Here is a 17,640-nt window from a genome sequence, read left to right as displayed (position 1 = left end):
TTATAGCAGGGGGAAAACAATGAATAAGGTGGAGAGTTTTCAAAATAAATTGATTGAATTTTCAGATAAATTTGATAGTTTAGCAGGTCGATATGATCATACGGTTAACAATAGCTCGGAGATGGAAAATTTAATAGATGAATATTCGAAATTCGTAACAAACAGAAGTAACCATGAAGCTTGGGATCTACTTGGACATCATGATTCCAATGATATCCTTCAACTTGTGGTGGATCTGAGAAGAAAATCGGCATTTTGCGTTGCGATTATGGAGAAATATCGTGCATTAAAGCTTCATGAAGGAAATGCTGAGATAACCGATTATTTCAAAAACATAGAATCGTGCATCGAAGAAGAATTTGGGAGCTTCCAACTATCCTCGGATTCAAAAGTGTTATTAATAGGCTCAGGTGCATTTCCGATGACGCCCATTTTGATTGCGAAGCGCACTGGAGCGGAGGTCGTTGGTTTAGATATTGACGATGAAGCTATTGAGCTTGGCAGGAGCGTTGTAGAGAAATTTAGCATTGGCTTTAATATTCGATTAGAGAATAGGCTGGTGGAAAATCTTGATTTTACGAAAGTGGCGACCCATATCATTTTTAGCTCAACCGTTGAAAATAAATATGACATATTGGATCAACTCTATTCATTGACCAATAAGCATGTCGTTGTGGCAATGAGATATGGAGAACAAATAAAATCATTATTCAATTTCCCAATGAAAGCGGTGAACGCTCAAAAATGGAAGTTGGTTGAACAGGTAAGACGTCCAGATCATTTGTTTGATATTGCATTGTACCAAAAAGCATAGTCTGCTTTTGGATAGGAAGGAAGGCCTTTATGAGTGATTTCAAACATGTTTTGCTGTTAGGCACGGGACCAGCTTCAATTCAACTAGCTTTGAAGCTAAAAAAATGTTGGGATTGCACTGTAGCGATTGTAGGGAGAGAATCTGTACGTTCTGGGTCATTTTATGATGCGCTTGAACAGAGCAATCAACGTTTACGTGTAAGCATTCAGAATGAGAAACATCGTGCTTTGGAGGGTGAATGTTTTGTTGATTACATATTTAAAGGGTACGAAACGATTACAGGTGAATGGGATACCCTTATATTTGCTGTCACAACGGATGCCTATATCGAAGTGTTGAAACTAATCGATCCTAAGGTTCTAAGGAAAGTAAAGTGTATGCTATTAATTTCCCCGACCTTAGGCTCGCATAGCTTAATTCGCCATTATATGAATGATTTTAATCCGAGTGTGGAGATTATTAGTTTTTCCACCTACTTTGGCGATACAAGATGGATGCATGCTAGACCTACAAATCATGTCCTAACGACAGCGGTTAAGAAAAAAGTATTTATTGGCTCTACAAATTACCCATCACCTAATGTTGAAGAACTCTGTAAAGCATACAAACATTTAGGTATTGCGATAGACATAATGGAATCGCCGATTGAAGCAGAAACAAGAAATATTTCGTTATACGTTCATCCGCCGCTCTTTATGAATGAGGTTTCATTAAGCGCCATATTCGGTGATCAGGATACCAAAAAATATGTTTATAAAATTTATCCTGAAGGGCCAATTACACCATTACTTATTCGTGAGATGTTGGCCCATTGGAAAGAAATTATGAATATTATCAGTAAGCTGCATATAAAAGGTATAAATTTACTTAAATTTATGACGGATGACAATTATCCGGTAAGACTCGAAAGTTTATCACGTCATGATATAGAAAACTTTCCAATTTTCGAAACGATTCATCAAGAGTATTTGTTGTATATCCGTTATACCTCGCTATTGATCGATCCTTTTTCTGAACCTGATAAGGATGGGAAATATTTTGACTTTTCTGCAGTCCCTATCAGAAAGATGTTCATTAATAGAGAAGGTGATTTGGATATTCCAAGAATGCCAAAGGAGGATTATTATCGTCTGAAAATCATTCAGGGAATTGCAAAATATACAGATTCGAGCTGCCCTACTATCGATAAATTCATACTTACCTATGAGAGTAAATTGGAAGAAGTTGCTCAATCCCATAAGGAAATTAGGTTATCTGCTGCATTTGCTGTTCAAAGCTTTGAAGAAGACTTGAACAGAATTTGTAATGAAATTGGAAAATATTTAAAAGCGTAATTGTTGAAACCATAATGAACTTATATTTTTTAGGAGGAAGTATTTTGAAAAAAGGAAATTTGCTTGTTGTTGTTTTATCCATGCTGATGCTTTTAATTGTACTGGCAGGCTGCAGCGACGTCAAAGATGCGAAATCGAATTCAGCAAATAAGGAAAAGAAAACAGAACTCGTGTATGCATCGGCCAAAGACATTAATGATATGAATCCACATCTGTATGCAGGTTCAATGCCAGCACAAGGAATGGTGTACGAATCTTTAGTCGAAAACACAAAGGAGGGAATCATGCCTTTACTGGCGGAATCATGGGAAATTTCTGAAGATGGCAAAATATATACCTTTCATTTGAGGAAAGATGTGAAGTTCCATGATGGTGAACCTTTTGACGCAGAGGCTGTAAAGCAAAATATTGAAGCGGTACAACATAATAAAGAAAAGCATACTTGGATCAAGCTGTCGACAAAAATAGTAAGCGTTAAAGCGGTAGATGAATATACAGTTGAACTCACACTGTCTGAATCCTATTATCCAACCTTAGTTGAATTATCCATGACTAGGCCTTACGTATTCATCTCCCCTAAAAACTTTATTGATGGAGAAACGAAAAATGGCGTAAATGGCTACAACGGAACAGGACCATATAAGCTTATGGACCATAAAACTGATGAGTATGCTTCGTTTGAATCAAATGACGCATACTGGGGCGGCGCACCTAAAATTAAAAAAATTACTTCTAAAGTTCTCCCAGCAGGAGAGACGACATTCCTAGCTTTGCAAAAGGGTGAAGTGAACTTTGTATTCACTGACGATCGCGGTGCAGACAGTATCGATGTTGAAGCGATGGAACAATTAATTGAAACAGGCAATTATCAGCTTGTTAGAAGTGAAGCGATGAACACAAAAATGATCGTGGCCAACAGCAGTAAATCCGATCATCCCGTAAGTGAAAAAGCTGTTCGTGAAGCCATCTGGCACTCTATTGATAGAGATACGATTAGTAAGGATATTTTAAATGGGACTGAATCAGCAGCCCATTCCCTATTTTCAGCTAACGTCAATTATGCGAATGTCGATTTGAAGAAACGAGACTATGATATGGAAGCAGCGAAGCAGCTATTGGAAGGTGCAGGATGGAAACTGGAGAAAGGCGCTGCTGCTAGAGTAAAGGATGATAAAACATTAGCAATCCAATTATATTATGACAGCAATTCTTCTTCCCAAAAAACACAGGCTGAATTTATTCAAAGCTCTTTGAAGGAGATAGGTATTCAATTGGAAATTATCGGTGAGGAATCAACCTCAATCGCCAAAAGAAGATCAACCGGAGATTATCATTTATTATTCAATCAAACATGGGGACTTGCTTATGATCCGCAAAGCACCATCTCTGCTTTTACTTCTGAGAATGCTTATTTGCATACAACAAGCGGAATTGCGGAAGCAAGTGAGCTTTACAAGAAAATTGATGAGGTCATGGTATCCAAGGATGAGGCAACACGGCAAGCGTTATATGCTGATATTATGACAATCGTTCATGACGAAGCTGTCTTTATTCCAATCTCGAATGGCAGTGTCACTATCGTGGCGCCAAAAGAGATAAAAGATATCTCGTTTAAACAAACACAATTTGAGCTGCCATTCGAGCGAATGAGCTTTGAATAGAACGCGAAAAATTAAAGGGGAGGATTACTCCCTTTTTTATTTTGAGTAAAGAAGGATAGAGTCATTTGATATTTTCTGTAGAAAGGAGATTTTTATATGGCAAGGTACATCTATAGAAGGCTATTATTAGCAATCCCTCTTCTATTAATTATTTCGTTTATAACGTTTGTATTCATTAATCTCTCTCCCCAAGATCCGGCCCAATTGGTATTGCAAGCGCAAGGCATACCCAATATAACAAATGATTTAATTGCTCAGACGAAAGAAGAACTTGGCTTGAACCAGCCATTTATCATTCGTTATTTACATTGGGTCGTTGCCTGCATGCAACTAGACTTTGGAGATTCATATGTCACAGGAAAACCGATTTGGTCATTGGTAGGTCCAGCTTTACTGAATACGTTAAAGCTAACGCTAGTTTCATCTATCGTTGTTATTGTTTTGTCCATCCTATTGGGGGTGCTTAGTGCAATAAATGAAGGGAAAATGATAGACAAATCAGTAAGGGGCATCTCATTTTTATTAACATCCATGCCGTCATACTGGCTTGCAGCTATTTTAATTTGGTATATATCCGTTAAATTGGATTTGCTGCCTACGAGCGGAATGGATTCGTATAAAAGCTATATTTTGCCGGTAACTGTGATTGCGATAAGTTATGCAGGGATTTATTTTCGAAACGTCAGAAGCTCGATGATAAGCAATCTAAATGAAGACTATGTTCTATATGGCAGGGCATCTGGCTTGTCTGAGAAAAAAATTACGATGCATATATTAAGAAATTCCTTGCAGGTTGCCATTTCGATATTCGGTATGGCTATCCCGATTATATTAGGAGGCACCGTCGTTGTTGAAAATGTTTTTGCGTGGCCAGGGTTAGGGAGTTTAAGTATAAGATCGATTCTAAGCAGAGATTTCCCTGTGATTCAAGCCTATGTTCTGATAGTGGCAGTCGCATTTGTATTATTTAATACCGTTTCGGACATCGTAAATGCCGCTTTGAATCCTAAAATGAGGAAGGAGATCTAGATGAAACGATTAAAAAACATAAGCGAAGATAAAATAGGCAGCTTATCCTTAATTGTTATTGCTGCAACGCTTATTGTCGGATTATTCCCCTCTTTTTTTGCCCCGCATGATCCTAACGAAATCAAGATGAGCGTAAGATATGCGTCCTCGTCCTGGGAATACCTGCTCGGGAACGATCACTTGGGGAGATGTATTCTATCCCGATTAATTTATGGCATTCGTCCCAGTGTCCTGTGGGTATTGGCTGCATTAGCGATATCGATAGGGATAGGCGCTCTATTAGGCTTTATCGCGGGTTACTTTAGAGGAAAAGTAGATGCCTTTATTATGCGAATTTGCGATATCATGCTTTCTTTCCCGCTATATGTTATGACACTGGCGATAGTCGGCATTTTAGGCGTAGGTCTTGAAAACATTATGATAGCGTTTGTTGTCATGAAATGGGCATGGTTTGCTCGGGTAATCAGAACGTCTGTGATGCAGTATTCCGAACTTAATTATGTCAAATTTTCCAAAGCATCTGGCATCAGCAATGCAAAAATTATTTATAAGCACATGATTCCGGTTACATTTGCGGACATAACAGTCATCTCGAGCAGCGCGATCGGTTCGATGATTTTACAAATATCAGGGTTTTCGTTTCTAGGATTAGGCATTCAAGCGCCTGACGCGGAATGGGGAATGATGCTGAATGAAGCGCGAGAAGTTATGTTTACAAGACCTGAGCTCATGTTAGCCCCAGGCATAGCTATTATTATTATTGTTTCGGCATTTAATTTCTTGTCAGATGCCCTTCAGGTTGCATTGGATCCTCAGTTAATGACCTCTAATGCTAAGCATCAAGAGAAACGAATCGTGACTAAAAACAGACTTCGCGAAAAAGAGGTGGCAGATTAAAGCCATGAATGTATTAGCGGTGAAAAACTTAAAAGTATGGGATATGAAAACGGATCATGTGATCATTCATAACAGCTCATTCGAGTTAAAGCAAGGCAGCTGCCTCGCTATAGTAGGGGAAAGCGGGAGCGGCAAGTCTGTCACCAGCAGGTCGATTATGAGGTTGAATAAAGCCTGGCTGCGCCAATCTGGAGATATCGTATTCAAAGGTGAACATCTAAATCAGCTTTCTGAACATGAAATGAGGAATAAAAGGGGAAAGCAGCTATGTATGATTATGCAAAATGGGATGAGTGCATTCGACCCTTCGTGTGTGATCGGCATTCATTTGAAGGAAACCCTTTATGAACATTTCGGCTGGAGTACGAACGAAATCGTAGAAAAAATGAAAAAAGCTTTGGCAAGCGTGATGTTGAACAATCCGATCGAAGTGATGAATAAGTATCCGCATCAGCTATCTGGGGGCATGCTGCAGCGAGTTATGATTGCGCTCGCATTAGTACTGGAGCCTGACATTATTATCGCAGATGAGCCAACAACAGGTCTGGATACCATTTCACAATTTGAAGTAATTGAACAATTTATGCAATTGCGTGAGCGAATGGGCTGCTCGATGATCTTTATTTCTCATGACCTCGGCGTTGTAAAAAAAATGGCTGATGACGTTTTGGTCATGAAGGATGGAGAGATTGTCGAACAAGGGAGCATCCGAGCTGTTTTTTCAGAACCAGTGCATGAATATACAAAATATTTGTTGTCTACTAGATTGGCGCTGAGTAATCATTTTAAGCTGATTATGGGGGAGGGTTGAACCATGCTGAAAATTGATCATGTGGATAAATCGTATGAAAAAGGCGGATTATTTTCGAAAAAGAGACAAAAAGTGTTGAATGATATTAGTTTTGAATGTGGAGCTGGCGAATGTCTCGGTATTATTGGAGAGAGCGGCAGCGGAAAATCAACCTTAGGGCGATTGTTATTAGGCATTGAAAAGCCTGATCGAGGCAGCGTTTTATTTGATGGCAAGAGTGTAGGGGATAGAAAAGTGCGCTTTGGTAACATTAGCGCGGTATTTCAAGACTATAAGTCGTCCATTAATCCTTTTTTTACGGTCGAAGAAGCCATTATGGAGCCAATAAAAAGGTATAAAAAAAAACATAGTATGGTTGATACGCTGTTAAATCAAGTTGGATTACATCCATCATACAGAACAAAATATCCACATGAACTATCGGGCGGAGAGGTACAGAGGGTATGTATTGCAAGAGCCATCTCCACAGAACCAAAATGCATTGTGTTAGATGAAGCAATCAGCTCATTAGACGTATCTGTTCAAACCCAAGTGCTTGATTTATTAAAAGATTTAAAAAAAATGTACAACATGAGTTATGTATTTATCACACATGATATACAGGTTGCGGCCTATATTTGCGATAGAGTCATTATTTTTAGAGATGGTCAAGTTGAAGAAATAGTGAGAATCGAACAATTAAAAGACGTCAAGTCGGAATATGCGAAAAAATTGTTGCAGATGCTTATCACTTTTTAGCTGAATGAGTTTTGGAGAATAGGATATTTGCATGCAGAAGTTAGGAGGAAGGGAAGTTGTGAGTGGAGCATTATCTTGGCCTTTTATACGATTGTATATGCTGGCTCTTCTTTATTTCAGCGGCAATTCCATATTAAATGTCATTATACCTTTGCGTGGAGAGTCACTCGGAGCCAGCAACACAACGATCGGTTTAATCATGGGGGCGTATTTGTTCACAACCATGTTCTTTCGACCGTGGGCAGGCCGAATTATTCAAATGCACGGACCGATAAAAGTGCTACGCATTATTCTTATCGTCAATGGTTTTGCTTTAATCCTCTATACGATTACGGGTTTAGAGGGTTATTTAATTGCCCGTATTTTACAAGGAGTTTCTACCGCTTTTTTCTCAATGGCATTGCAGATCGGCATCATTGATTCACTGCCAGAGAAGGATCGCTCCCAAGGCATTTCACTTTATTCTTTATTTACGTATATGCCGGGTATCCTTGGCCCTGTTCTGGCTTTGGGTATTTGGCAAACGGGGGATATGAATTATTTTACGATGGTCATGATTGCGATTGCGATCTTTACGGGGGTGTTCGGTTATGGTACCAAAATGGATCAAGGAAGCGACCAGACTGCTGCAAATCAGACCGGGCAGTCAGAAAGTATGTTTAAATCCTTCGGTCAGTTAGTAGCTAACCCATCCTTGTTTAAGTGCAGCATGTTGATGTTGGTAGCTTCAATGGTATTTGGAGCAGTTACCACCTTTATTCCTTTATACGCTTCGGAATTAAAAAACGGCAATGCTGGAATCTATCTTATGCTTCAAGCGTGTACCGTTGTTTTGGCCCGTTTTGCTTTAAGAAAAAAGATTCCTTCGGACGGTAAATGGCATTCATCGTTTATGATGGGGAATATGCTCCTTTTGACATTGGCGGCGCAAAGCGTGAGCTTTTCTGTAACGGGAGGAGCTGTTTTCTTCTATGCGGGTTCCATTTTAATGGGAACGGCTCAAGCTCTCATCTACCCTACATTAACAACCTATTTAACATTTGTTTTGCCGCAGAAGAGCCGCAATGTGTTAATCGGTCTTTTTATTGCTATGGCTGATTTAGGAATTTCACTGGGTGGCGTTATTATGGGGCCAATAGCTGATTTCACATCATACTCTATGATGTATATGATCTGTGCTGGCTTAGGCGCTACGATGATCATTGTTGCTTATGATCGAGGGAAAATGTCTGTTCGACAACGATAGCAGGGCTTGAAAATATTTATTATTCACACACATGTGCAAGCTAGAAAAATAGTAAATCATATTTCATAATTTGAAAAATCGACCCTTTTGTGATCCAAACAGAAGGGTTTTTGTTGTTTCTATTTTAGTATTTTTTCGAGTATCTGAACAAATGAATATTTCTATATTTTGTTATTATTCATATGTTTTTTGGTTGCTACCTCGCGGTGTTAATCTTCAATCTTTCATTTTGAATTCTCTTTACAGAGGAGTGCAGGTCTGCTAGAATAGCAAAATCCGATTGTTAACCTTAATTTATTATTTTAGGTTAACAATTAAAAATATTGGATGGTGATCATTTGTGATAACAAATTTCGAACGGCTTGCTGCCATGAATAAGAACCACCTATGGCATCCTTTTACTCAAATGAAAGATTACAATAACGCTGATCCACTCATTATTGAACGCGGAGAAGGCATCATGCTTTATGACGTCCAAGGACGCGCATATTATGACGGTTTCTCATCCGTCTGGCTTAACGTACATGGACACAACGTGCCGGAGCTAAATCAGGCGATTAGAGAACAGTTAGGGCGAGTGGCCCATTCCACCCTTCTCGGTATGGCTAATGTTCCGGCAATTGAGCTTGCAGAAAAATTGGTGGAAATTACTCCGGAAGGACTAAACAAAGTGTTTTACTCCGATTCAGGAGCAACCGGTGTCGAGATCGCGATCAAAATGGCGTTTCAATACTGGCATAACAAGGGGATACGAGGTAAGACGAAGTTTGTAACGATGAACCAAGCGTACCATGGCGATACAATTGGCGCGGTAAGCGTCGGTGCCATTCCTCTGTATCATGACACTTTTCGCCCCATGTTGTTTTCTTCTTACACTATCCCATATCCCTATGCATATCGTCATGCAGGCGGTGAGACGCAGGCAATGGAAGATACGTTAGTGGAACTGCGTCATTTGCTTGAGACAAAGTCGGATGAAATTGCGGCTCTTATCGTGGAGCCGATTGTGCAAGGGGCTGGGGGCATTATCGTTATGCCTTCAGGCTGTTTACGCCAGATGGCTGCGCTGTGCCGTGAGTATGGCGTACTGCTCATCGCTGACGAGGTGGCGACTGGTTTCGGTCGGACAGGCGCGATGTTCGCTTGTAATCTCGAAGATGTTTCACCTGATTTGATGGTGATTGGCAAAGGGTTGACCGGTGGGTATTTGCCTGTAGCAGCGACACTTGCAACTGACGAGGTGTATGAAGCGTTTTATGCTGATTACGAAGAGCAGAAAACATTTTTCCACGGTCATTCCTATACCGGTAACCCGCTTGGCTGTGCCGTTGCTTTGGCAAGCTTAAAGCTATTTGAAGAGCGCAATATGATCGAAGGAGTAAGAGCAAAGGCGTCATTTGTCCAGCAAAAGCTCGCAGCGCTAAAGGATTACCAGCATGTCGGTGAAATCCGGCAAAAGGGACTAATGATCGGAATAGAGCTCGTTCGCGATAAGGTTTCACGAGAGCCATATGACTGGGCAGATCGAATTGGAGTTCGCACAACCTTGCGGGCAAGAGAGCTTGGAATGCTAACAAGGCCGCTCGGCAATGTGATCGTCTTTATTCCTCCGCTCTCGAGTAATGTTGCTGAACTGGATGCCATGACAAATATTTTGATGGAATCGATACTTCACGTCACCGAAGGGGTGTGAGTATTTTGAACGTTTATAACTATGATTTGATACGCGGATTATTTGTGACAGGAACAGATACAGCCGTCGGGAAGACGGTTATAACGGCAGCCATAACCGCTATGCTCCGTGCTGAAGGAATGAATGTGGGTGTCTGGAAGCCGATTCAAACCGGTGCTCGTATTGGCTGCGGACTAACCGATGCTGAGCGGCTGATAAGAAGCACGGGAATTAACGAACGGCCTGAGGCAGTCGCGCCATTTACATTCGAAGCTCCGCTTACGCCAATGCTCGCAGCTAAGCAGGCTGGTGTGATTCTTACACTGAAAGAGCTAATTACAGCTGGTTTACCGCTCACAAAAGATTATGAAGCACTGCTGGTCGAAGGGGCTGGTGGCGTCGCTGTGCCATTGACCGATGACACCCTCATGGTGGACTTCATAGCGGAGCTTCGGATTCCTGCTCTAATTGTAGCTCGTTCCAGTATTGGGACAATTAACCATACACTTCTGACCGCTTCTTTCCTTCAACATCGAGGGATTCCTATTGTTGGCGTCATCCTGAACGATGGGGAATTAACGGAAACAGATGACGATCCAAGTGTTGCTACGAATGCTCAACTAATTGAACAGTACAGCGGCCTTAAGGTTCTCGGACGGTTTCCTCGTTTGCGTACCGAAGAGACTCCACAGATGCTTATACATACCTTACAAGAATTCATACATTTCGCGCCTATTAGAGAGGCATTTGCAGTTAAATCTATGGGAGGATGATAGAGATGAAAACAATTAAAGTAGAGACGGAGTGGCAATTGCTTGCCCGAAAAACATTGCAAGGAGAATGTTTAACGTTAGAAGAGGGGCTCGCAGTGCTTGAAGCCGACGATGATGAGCTGCTGCTGCTCATGCAAGCAGCGTTTACGATTAGAAAACATTTTTACGGTAAAAAAGTGAAGCTGAATATGATCATCAACGCCAAAAGCGGCCTTTGCCCCGAGGATTGCGGCTATTGCTCGCAATCGCTTGTTTCGACGGCCCCAGTTAAAAAATACTCTCTGCTTGATAAAGACACATTGCTTACAGGCGCACGTGAAGCGATGGCGCGTAAAGCCGGAACCTATTGTATTGTTGCGTCCGGGAAAGGCCCAACAAACAGGGAGCTAGACCAAGTGGTGGCTGCAGTAAAAGAAATTCGTCAATCGATGCCTCTAAAGATTTGCGCATGTTTGGGTATTCTTGGGGATGATCAAGCTAGGCGACTTGCTGAAGCAGGCGTACATCGATACAACCACAACTTGAACACCAGTAAAGCCAACTACCCTTCCATCACGACGACCCATACTTATGATCAACGCGTTGAAACGGTGGAAAAAGTAAAGACATACGGCATGTCCCCTTGCTCTGGCGTCATCATCGGCATGGGAGAGACAAACCAGGAAATTGTCGAAATGGCTTATGCGCTGCGCGAACTAGATGCGGATTCAATTCCGATCAATTTTCTGAATGCAATACCGGGAACACCACTAGAACACGCAGGTCGCACGCCATCGATGAAAGCGTTGAAGGTACTAGCACTGTTTCGTTTCATTTGTCCTTCTAAAGAAATCCGTGTGGCAGGTGGCCGAGAGGTCAACCTTCGTACGCTGCAGCCTTTATCTCTTTTCGCCGCGAATTCACTTTTTGTGGGGGATTATTTAACGACAGCAGGCCAAGACATATCAGCTGATCATCAAATTATTGAGGATTTGGGCTTTGAGATTGAATTAAATGCCCTTTAAGGCGGTACCGACTATGAAATGGATGGAAGAAGAACTAGAATTATTGGCTGATGCTTCGAGGGAGCGTTCTTTGCGTATAACTAGCTCTGTATTCGGATCACCTGGTTATACGATGCGCGGAGAACGAACATTGCTCAATTTGTCCTCTAATGACTATCTTGGACTCGCCCAGCATCCTGCCATACTTGAAGTGATGCGTGAGACCTTGCTCACTGAAGGAGCTGGTTCAAGTTCTTCACGCCATGTGACGGGCAACCGATTACCTTATGGTTGTCTAGAAGAAGAACTAGCGGATTGGCAAAACTGTGAAGCATCGTTAGTTTTTGCAAATGGTTATATGGCTAATTCTGGAGTTATTAGTGCACTTGTAGGGCGAGGAGATGTTGTTTTTAGCGATCAGTTGAACCACGCGAGTATAGTGGATGGCATTGTACTCAGCCATGCGGAGCACGCCCGGTATCGCCATAACGACATGGAACATTTACGAACGCTATTAAATAAGTATCGTGATAAACGGCGTAAGCTGATCGTTACAGACGCTATTTTCTCTATGGATGGCGACATGGCACCATTGCGTGAACTTGTTGCGCTCAAACAGGAGTACGGAGCGATGCTTATGGTGGATGAGGCACATAGTGGGGGGATCTACGGAGGGCGAGGCGAAGGATTGTGCCATGAACTCGGATTGCAGAATGACATTGATATTCATATGGGAACATTCAGTAAATCGTTCGGTATTTATGGCGCTTATATTTGTGGCAGCCGCTTGCTAATACAATGGCAGGTAAATAAGGCTAGACCACTCCTATATTCAACAGCGCTGCCTCCTTCAATCGTTGCTGGTATTTCAAAGGCGTTAGTTTTGGTAAAAGAGGAACACTGGCGTCGAGAAAGGCTTTATGCAGCAAGCACATTATTTCGTTCCTTCCTTAGTGATGCGGGATTTAACATCGGTTCCGGAAAATCCCAAATTGTACCCTTAATCGTAGGCTCTAACGATATGGCTTTACGCTTCAGCGAAGCTCTTGAAGAAGAGGGAATCACAGCGGTTGCCATCCGTCCACCTACTGTACCTGATGGAACAGCGCGTATTCGCTTTTCCTTGTCAGCAGTTCATACAGATAAGGAATTGTTAAATGCAGCCGCACGCATTCATTCAATCGGACTTCGACTAGGAGTGCTAAGTCCATGATTACATTGGATAGCGAATCAGTGAAACTTAAGAGACAAACAAGCGGCACTATTATATGGTTATGCGGATGGAGTATGCCAGATACGGTTTTCGATCGGATACGTGAGTTTCTTCCGGATTTTCATCATGTTTCTGTTGATTACAGTGATGCCGATTCTCCAGAGAAAATGCTGCTCCTGACTGAGATGGCAGTAGACGAGGCGATGGCTTGCCATAGCCCGTTGTTAATCGGAGGTTGGTCTCTTGGCGGTTTACTTGCACTGAGACTCGCGACCAAAGGATTCGCTGATGGTCTTGTGTTGTTCGGAGCAACTGCTCGATTTACTCGAACAAAAGGTGAGTCTAGTGTTGGCTTTGCAGATATATATGTTAGGAAGATGATTACAGGGCTCAAACAGGACCGACAAGGGGTTGAATCAAGATTCCGAGAACTTATGTTTTCGGATGCAGAAGGGGAAGCCGAATTACGCAAAAGACTTCCCTCGATTGGCAGCTGGACAACCCCAGCGTTAATCGCAGGACTTCAAATTTTGCGAAGCGAGGATTGTTTGTCTCAACTGAAGAGCATCTCTTGCCCGGTAATTATTGTGCACGGGACTGATGATCGTATTTGTCCTTACGGCGCTGCAGCGGAGCTTATGACCCAGTTGCCAAAAGCAAAGTTATTCACGATGCCATCCTGCGGGCATGCCTCTTTCCTAGGAAGGGAAGACCAAATAGCTAATGAGCTGAGGAGATGGTGGCATGAGCAGTAGGATAAATGATATCCGACGTCAATTTAACCGTAGTGCAAATTCGTATGACGCTCATGCTCATGTTCAGCGCATGATGTCAGATCAACTTGCGAAAACATTCATAGAGTGGAAGAACAAGCGCAACATAGCCATTCCCAACATTCTTGAGATTGGCTGCGGCACGGGGACATTGACTGAGATTCTAGTTAATGAATGGCCGAGTGCAAGTATCACAGCACTCGATATAGCTCCCGCTATGATCAAGCTGGCTGAACAACGTGTCTTATCAAATGAAGCGAAACGTGATGGCATCATAAAAAATACTTTAGATCGTATAAGCTTTATTCAAGCGGATGTTGAAGTATGGGCAGAAGACGCTCAGGAATCCTCTTATGATCTCATCGTCTCCAACGCCTGTTTTCAATGGCTGAGCAATCCAAGGCAAACACTAGGTCATCTTCGGCGTATGCTTCGTCCTGGAGGCTTGCTCATATTCACGACATTCGGACCAGCTACATTTTGCGAGATGCATTATGCTTTTAACGAAGTTTATCGAGCGAGTGCAGTCGAGCCGCAGAGGCACGGACTTTGGTTTCTATCAACAAATGAATGGAGCAGCTTGCTCAAGCAATCTGGTTTTTATAGTATTCAATCTGAAAGCTTCATTCAGATGGAAGAGTATGCTTCAGCAAGAGACTTTCTTCACTCGGTAAAAGCGATGGGAGCTAGCACTTTAGAGGCTAATACGATGCCTGGTCTCAATTCGCGACGACTGTTTGCCAACATGTATAAGGAATACGAGGGGAAGTTCAGTATAGAGGGAGGCGTTGCTGCCAGTTATGAACTTCTATTGATTCAAGCATTGGCAAATGAGTAAATAAGTAAAATCACAAAGCTTAATAAAAGCAGCCCCGTCTAGAGCATGGTATTCCATGTTATAGACGGGGCTGCTTTTTTATGAGCTCTAGCTTTAAACCCAAATTCATTATTTATTTTTCAATAAATCCATCCGGGCCAAATACTGCTCATTGGATAGCTGAGCATAGCTGATAACCAATAAAAAAACAAAATCTAAAAATAATACCAACACAAAATGTAAGCATTTTCGGATAGGCAATGAAAAGGACAAAAATGTATAAAGTTTGTCATAAGGCCCGATTTTATAGGGTGATATGATGAAATTGTAAAAAATTCATGACGCATCTTGTTTAAATTGGAGGGGATTCGTTTGAATAATATGCTTCTTGTGGATGAAGAGTCAGACATAGCAAAAGAAATGAAGAAGAATGTAGAGCATTCTGAATACTTTCGAATTTTGCAAGATCATTATCGAACAAGTATGCCTGTGCTTCAGGAATCATTTCTAGCATCGCTGCTTACGAGAAAACTAACAAGCCAGCAAATTGAAGAAAAATCAATGAATTATGATATTCAGCTGCGCGGCTCTCAGTATGTTGTAGCGCTCATCGCTCTTTATCCTACGGAAGAAGCAAAAGAATACTCCTCTTCCTTGTTAAGACAGTCGCGTGGTGTGGATTGTATGATTCAAGCTGTTTTGAATAGAACGCGAGAAGTATGGGACATCAATTCGCTTGGGAAAGTGTTTATTTATCAAGAAAGCATTGCTTTGCTGGCCATCGATAATGGACAGCACAAGGAGCATTGGTTTTCGATTATGCAAGCAGCACTGTCGGATGTTCTTGAGCAGATTGTACAAGATCTGAAGCTGAATGTCACGATTGGTGTTGGCTCGCGTGTTTTAGATATTGCCGATGTACATCATTCTTACCAAGAAACGCTTATTGCACTAGACTATCGTCTTGTTATGGGGTCCAAGAAGGTTATCTATTTTCACAATATTGAAGATGATGAGAGTGAGCAACTTCGATTCGACGAACTGAAGGGGCAAGCTTTAAGGAACAGTTTGAAGATGGGGACGGCCGAAGAGATTTCTGAAGCAGTTGATACGATATTCGATGAACTGTTTGAAAGTAAATTTGCTTTGCAGGACATTCAAATCTATTTATTTGAAGTATTGACGTTAATATTGCGTACAGCGAAAGAGGCTGATATTGATCTTGACGGACTGTTAGGTACAAGTATTCAACTGCATGCAGAAATGTATAGATTGCCGGGTTTAAGGGAGGCAAAACGTTGGGTTTTTGATATATGCATTGAAATGATGAGGAAGATTTCCAGCCAGCGGAAGCATGTATATAAAGATATTGTCGAAGAAGCCATTCAGTATACGAAAGATCATTTTATGAATCCAGCTTTGTCCATTCAAGAGGTATGCTCATTCCTTCACATTAGTACAGGTTATTTCAGTCGTGTATTTAAAAAAGAAGTAAAACTAACCTATGGACAATATGTCATGCACATCCGGATAGAGGCTGTTAAGCAAATGCTGCGTCTTACAGAGCTTAAAGCTTCTGAGATTGCAGATCGCGTCGGGATAACCGATCCTAAATATTTGGGTTTTTGCTTTAAGAAGCATGTTGGGATTTCGCTAACGGAGTATCGGAGTAGAATTACAGAATCCCTAGTGAAATATGAGTGATTCATCGTTACACACCATATCAGTTTTATAACAATAGATTAGAATTTTCAGACAAGACGTGAGAATTGTGGGTTCGAATAACAATCATTCTTCTACATAATAGGTCGAGAAGTTAAAAAATGAATTTGGGGGAATTTTGGATGAAAAAGAAATGGGTTCTTGCGTTACTGACAGGTATGATGTTGACGGCCGCAGCATGCAGCAACGATGGAGGAAATACAGAAGGAGAAAAAAAGGAAAGCATACAGATCGGAGCAGCTATTTACAAATTTGATGATACCTTTATGACGGGTGTGCGCAATGCAATGCTGGAGTCAGCGAAGAACGGAGCGAAATTAGATGTTGTGGACAGCCAAAACTCGCAACCAACGCAAAATGAGAAGGTGGATCTATTTATTTCGAAAAAATACGATGCGCTTATTATTAATCCAGTTGATCGTACAGCTGCAGGCGTCATTATCGATAAAGCGAAAGAAGCTAATATGCCAGTCGTATTCTTGAATCGCGAGCCGATTGCGGAGGATATGGAAAAATGGGATAAGGTGTACTACGTCGGTGCTAGAGCAGAGGATTCAGGAACGATTTCGGGGCAATTAATTAGTGATTATTGGAAAGCAAACCCAAGCGCGGATAAGAACGGTGACGGCAAGCTGCAATACGTGATGTTAACTGGTGAGCCAGGGCATCAAGACGCGGAGCTTCGTACAAAGTATTCTGTTGAGGCTATTGAGGACGCAGGCATAGAGGTTGAAGAGCTTGCTAAAGATACAGCGATGTGGGACCGAGTCAAAGGGCAAGAAAAAATGCAAGCATTTCTAGCATCAAATGGAGATAAAATCGAAGCAGTTCTTTCTAATAATGATGATATGGCGCTTGGCGCGATTGAAGCGTTGAAAGCATCGGGTTACTTCAAAGGTGATAAGTACATTCCGGTTGTTGGTGTAGATGCAACGGCTCCGGCTATTCAAGCCTTGAAGGACGGAACCATGCTGGGTACGGTGCTGAATGACGCGAAAAACCAAGGAGCAGCATCTGTTGCGATTGCTACAGCGCTTTCCAAAGGCGAGACGCCAACAAAAGAAAATATTGGTTTTGAAATCACAGATGATAAATATGTATGGATCGCTTACAAGAAAATCACAAATGCGAACATTGCAGACGCGGAATAATGAAAT

General features: G+C 41.7%; 16 protein-coding genes. All 16 read left to right on the top strand.

The genetic code is table 11. From position 1 onward, the window contains the following. Positions 1-19: 19 nt before the first annotated feature. The 16 genes from MHH56_RS18820 (at position 20) to MHH56_RS18745 (ending at position 17,634) form a co-directional block, all read left to right on the top strand. Positions 20-814 (top strand): SAM-dependent methyltransferase, encoded by a 795-nt coding sequence (locus MHH56_RS18820; protein ID WP_339203135.1) that lies wholly within the window; start codon positions 20-22, stop codon positions 812-814. 29 nt (positions 815-843) lie between these two features. Then, the gene (locus MHH56_RS18815; RefSeq protein ID WP_339203133.1) at positions 844-2,148 is read left to right on the top strand and encodes an opine metallophore biosynthesis dehydrogenase; all 1,305 of its coding nucleotides are present in this window, start codon (positions 844-846) and stop codon (positions 2,146-2,148) included. An 80-nt stretch (positions 2,149-2,228) separates the two neighbouring features. Beyond that, positions 2,229-3,809, top strand: coding sequence for a nickel ABC transporter substrate-binding protein (gene nikA, locus MHH56_RS18810; RefSeq protein WP_339209663.1), 1,581 nt, complete (start codon positions 2,229-2,231; stop codon positions 3,807-3,809). 96 nt (positions 3,810-3,905) lie between these two features. Then, positions 3,906-4,838: a nickel/cobalt ABC transporter permease gene (gene opp1B / locus MHH56_RS18805; RefSeq protein ID WP_339203132.1), complete on the top strand. Its 933-nt coding sequence runs from the start codon at positions 3,906-3,908 to the stop codon at positions 4,836-4,838. Then, entirely contained in the window at positions 4,839-5,735 is an 897-nt protein-coding gene (gene opp1C / locus MHH56_RS18800; protein WP_339203131.1) for a nickel/cobalt ABC transporter permease, read from the top strand. It abuts the gene before it with no gap. Positions 5,736-5,739: 4 nt separating this feature from the next. Then, entirely contained in the window at positions 5,740-6,546 is an 807-nt protein-coding gene (locus MHH56_RS18795) for an ABC transporter ATP-binding protein (RefSeq protein WP_339203129.1), read from the top strand. 3 nt (positions 6,547-6,549) lie between these two features. Further along, positions 6,550-7,284 (top strand): ABC transporter ATP-binding protein, encoded by a 735-nt coding sequence (locus MHH56_RS18790; protein ID WP_339203128.1) that lies wholly within the window; start codon positions 6,550-6,552, stop codon positions 7,282-7,284. Between the two features lie 58 nt (positions 7,285-7,342). Continuing rightward, positions 7,343-8,530, top strand: coding sequence for an MFS transporter (locus MHH56_RS18785; RefSeq protein ID WP_339203126.1), 1,188 nt, complete (start codon positions 7,343-7,345; stop codon positions 8,528-8,530). Between the two features lie 370 nt (positions 8,531-8,900). Next, complete coding sequence (gene bioA / locus MHH56_RS18780) at positions 8,901-10,223, top strand: adenosylmethionine--8-amino-7-oxononanoate transaminase (RefSeq protein ID WP_339209662.1); 1,323 nt, start codon at positions 8,901-8,903, stop codon at positions 10,221-10,223. A gap of 5 nt (positions 10,224-10,228) precedes the next feature. Beyond that, on the top strand, positions 10,229-10,975 hold the full coding sequence (bioD, locus tag MHH56_RS18775; protein WP_339203124.1) for a dethiobiotin synthase: 747 nt from the start codon (positions 10,229-10,231) through the stop codon (positions 10,973-10,975). Between the two features lie 5 nt (positions 10,976-10,980). After that, positions 10,981-11,979: a biotin synthase BioB gene (bioB, locus tag MHH56_RS18770; protein WP_339203123.1), complete on the top strand. Its 999-nt coding sequence runs from the start codon at positions 10,981-10,983 to the stop codon at positions 11,977-11,979. Between the two features lie 13 nt (positions 11,980-11,992). Next, a complete protein-coding gene (gene bioF / locus MHH56_RS18765; RefSeq protein WP_339203122.1) occupies positions 11,993-13,171 on the top strand; it encodes an 8-amino-7-oxononanoate synthase in 1,179 nt (392 codons plus the stop codon). Then, a complete protein-coding gene (locus tag MHH56_RS18760) occupies positions 13,168-13,926 on the top strand; it encodes an alpha/beta fold hydrolase (RefSeq protein ID WP_339203120.1) in 759 nt (252 codons plus the stop codon). The genes bioF and MHH56_RS18760 overlap by 4 nt, the downstream gene beginning before the upstream one ends. Then, entirely contained in the window at positions 13,916-14,782 is an 867-nt protein-coding gene (gene bioC / locus MHH56_RS18755) for a malonyl-ACP O-methyltransferase BioC (RefSeq protein ID WP_339203118.1), read from the top strand. The genes MHH56_RS18760 and bioC overlap by 11 nt, the downstream gene beginning before the upstream one ends. A gap of 360 nt (positions 14,783-15,142) precedes the next feature. Further along, positions 15,143-16,465, top strand: coding sequence for a helix-turn-helix domain-containing protein (locus tag MHH56_RS18750; RefSeq protein ID WP_339209661.1), 1,323 nt, complete (start codon positions 15,143-15,145; stop codon positions 16,463-16,465). A 140-nt stretch (positions 16,466-16,605) separates the two neighbouring features. After that, the gene (locus MHH56_RS18745; RefSeq protein ID WP_339203116.1) at positions 16,606-17,634 is read left to right on the top strand and encodes a galactose ABC transporter substrate-binding protein; all 1,029 of its coding nucleotides are present in this window, start codon (positions 16,606-16,608) and stop codon (positions 17,632-17,634) included. The last annotated feature ends 6 nt before the right edge of the window (positions 17,635-17,640 follow it).

The organism is Paenibacillus sp. FSL K6-3182 (assembly GCF_037976325.1).
GTDB lineage: Bacteria > Bacillota > Bacilli > Paenibacillales > Paenibacillaceae > Pristimantibacillus.
The sequence above is the reverse complement of the archived record's forward strand: the minus strand, read 5'-3'. Positions and strand labels throughout refer to the sequence as shown.